This is a genomic window from Alicyclobacillus sp. SP_1, from assembly GCF_024706985.1.
GTDB lineage: Bacteria > Bacillota > Bacilli > Alicyclobacillales > Alicyclobacillaceae > Alicyclobacillus_I.
Genome location: NZ_JAMCCX010000081.1, coordinates 1 through 2546 on the forward strand (window position 1 = coordinate 1; position 2546 = coordinate 2546).

The 2546-nt window shown below is 49.3% G+C and carries 2 protein-coding genes and 1 pseudogene; all 3 read right to left on the reverse strand.

Translation table 11 applies throughout. The annotated features are described in order from the left end of the window. Positions 1–94: 94 nt before the first annotated feature. Positions 95–1690 (reverse strand): annotated as a pseudogene (gene tnpC / locus M4I36_RS14830) (IS66 family transposase). 89 nt (positions 1691–1779) lie between these two features. After that, entirely contained in the window at positions 1780–2139 is a 360-nt protein-coding gene (gene tnpB, locus M4I36_RS16940) for an IS66 family insertion sequence element accessory protein TnpB (RefSeq protein WP_374986401.1), read from the reverse strand. Beyond that, a complete protein-coding gene (gene tnpA, locus M4I36_RS14835; protein ID WP_258112537.1) occupies positions 2133–2462 on the reverse strand; it encodes an IS66 family insertion sequence element accessory protein TnpA in 330 nt (109 codons plus the stop codon). The genes tnpB and tnpA overlap by 7 nt, the downstream gene beginning before the upstream one ends. Positions 2463–2546: the final 84 nt, after the last annotated feature.

The window sequence follows — 2546 nt, forward strand, 5'->3', positions numbered from 1 at the left end:
GTATGCGTCAAATAGCGGACACCTTGAATAAGATGGAGTTGAACTCGCTATAATAAAAAAGCCCCACCAGCTTCCGGCGGGGACTGCTGTCGTTCTATGGTTTATGTTTTGGATGTCGTACTCGGTCTGGCAGCTGTTCGGACCAGGGTAGTAGACCAGCGAGAGCATCCGGGTTTTCGGTATCTGTGTTGGGCAGTTGCTCAAAGAGATACGTCAGATAAGCAAAAGCATTTAGCCCGTTCTCTTTCGCTGTCTCCACAAGACTGTAAGTCATCGCACTTGCTGTCGCGCCGCTTGGCGTATTTGCGAACAGCCATGCTTTTCTGCCCATCACAAATGGCTTAATCGACCGTTCAGCTCGATTGTTGTCTATTTCTAAATGCCCATCTTCTAAAAATGTCACGAGTGTAGGCCACTGATTCACGCAGTATTTGACCGCTTTACCCAGAGTTCCTTTCGGGAGGGCCTTGTCTTTCATGGAATTAAGCCATACCGAAAAAGCGTCGAGGACCGGACGACTTTCCTCCAGTCGCCGTCTGTAACGTTCCTCGGGCGTCACGTCTTTTAGAGCACGCTCAATTTTGAATAACTTGTTGCAGTAGTTCAGCCCCTCTCGAGCTGAAATCGGGGCATTTCGTTGATTGGCCGGAAGTGACTTGAGAGACTCGTCGAAGCCCCTTCGCACGTGGCTCCAGCAACCAACCCTTGTCACATTCGGTAGGTTGTTGTACCCAGCATACCCGTCTACGTGAAGGTAGCCCTCAAATCCCTTTAGAAATTCAATCGGATGTTGTTGGCTACGCGTTCGCTGGTACTCATACAGGACAATCGGTGGACCGTCTCGCCCACTGCGGTAGAGCCACATGTATGAATTGGTTTCTGCAGCTCGTCCTGGTTCGTGCAAGACCTGTACAGGACTTTCATCGGCATGAAGGTACTTGCAGTTGAGTAGCTCTTCGTGCATCCTTTGATAGATTTTACTCAACCATACCTTGGCTCCAGTAACGACCCAGTTGGCCATGGTTTGCCGTGACCAAGGCACGCTCTGTCGATCGAATTGTTGCTCCAGCCGATAGAGTGGCATCCCTTGTTCGTACTTCTTCTCCATGATATAGGCCACGGCCGAGGCAGAGGCTAAACTGCCTGGAAAAGCTGGGCGCGGCATTGGGGCCTTTACAATCGGGGTCTCAATTTCATTCTTGTCGCAGGGACGACAACTGTAGATGAATTGTACGTGCTCAACCAGCACTCTTTTCTCTGGGATGATCTTAATCTCTCTGCGAATTTCTGAACTCATTTCGTGCATGACCTCACCGCAGCAGGGTCATGCACGTTGATCTTCCTCAAGACGGTATTCGATGCGCTCTACGGGTAGGTTCCTCAGCATCTCTTCCCGATGACCCGGTTGCTTCTTCCGACGCTCGTACATGATTTTTTCGAGGATGGATTCTTCCGACTCAGACTGTGCCCCAGTCTCTTCAGAGGTCTCTTCGACTTCGTTGAACAGCCTCAATTGGTCGGCGTCAGAGCGTTCGCTGGATGCCCCAAAACGTTTATGTTGAGCAAGGCGTAGCTGTTCCTCGTACCAAGTCAGTTGTCGAGTTAGATACGCTACCTTTTGCTCTAATTTTTCGTTTTTCTCTTGAAGAGAATCATAGGATTCCGTAGTTAGAACAGGTGTATTGGTCATGATATATGAATTCGACAAAAAGTCTGAAATCCCTTGTCACAAAAGGAATTTTTGAATATTTTTATTGGTTGTGATACGTTCCTGAGATGTCAGATCACTGTACGAGCAACTACCTTCGGATGCGCCTTGCTTTGATTCAGTGATAACCCATCTAGAAGCCAGCGAAGCTCTCGATAGTCCATGGCAATGGGTCCGGAGTATGAAGCGTCAGGCCATTCAAACCGGCCTCTTTCTAGGCGTCGGTAGTGGAGCCAAAATCCATTGTGCTCCCACTGTAAAATCTTCAGCTTGTCGTGTCCTCGGTTGCAAAAGACGAACAAACATGGCGCGAAAGGGGCAAGCTCAAAAACCTCCTTGACCAACACCGCAAGTCCGTCAATGGACTTGCGTAAATCCGTGCTGCCTGGCGCCAAGTACACCGACTGTTCGAGGTTGATTGCACTCAGCATGATTCTGCCAAGACATGAACGATTTGTTTCAACAGGATGGGATTGAACCCGTCTTGCACCTCGATGGATGCTGAACCGATATGGATGGTCATTGTCGGACCGGTAGTAATTGTGGTCGTGGGGCTTTCCGTTGTCACGGACAGCCATCTGATTGTCGGCGAAGTTGATTCTACAGTGCTCTGCTTAGAGAACTTATGAATCCAGCGACGCAACTGATTGACCTTAAGGTTGTGGACCTTACACCATTCCGCCGCTGTTTGGCCACTCTCTCGAAATTCTTCAATACGAGCTCTCCAATGAAGCTGCACTTCTTCTCTAGACATGAGAAAACACCCCTCGGGATTTGTTTGAGGTCATTATCCCCCCCAAAAAATCTCTGCGCGAGGTGTCCTCTATTTGACGCTCAC

What these genes read in the sequence shown, in the direction of transcription:
- tnpB (WP_374986401.1), bottom strand. Translation starts at nt 2,139, where the DNA reads ATGCTGAGTGCAATCAACCTCGAACAGTCGGTGTACTTGGCGCCAGGC.
- tnpA (WP_258112537.1), bottom strand. Translation starts at nt 2,462, where the DNA reads ATGTCTAGAGAAGAAGTGCAGCTTCATTGGAGAGCTCGTATTGAAGAA.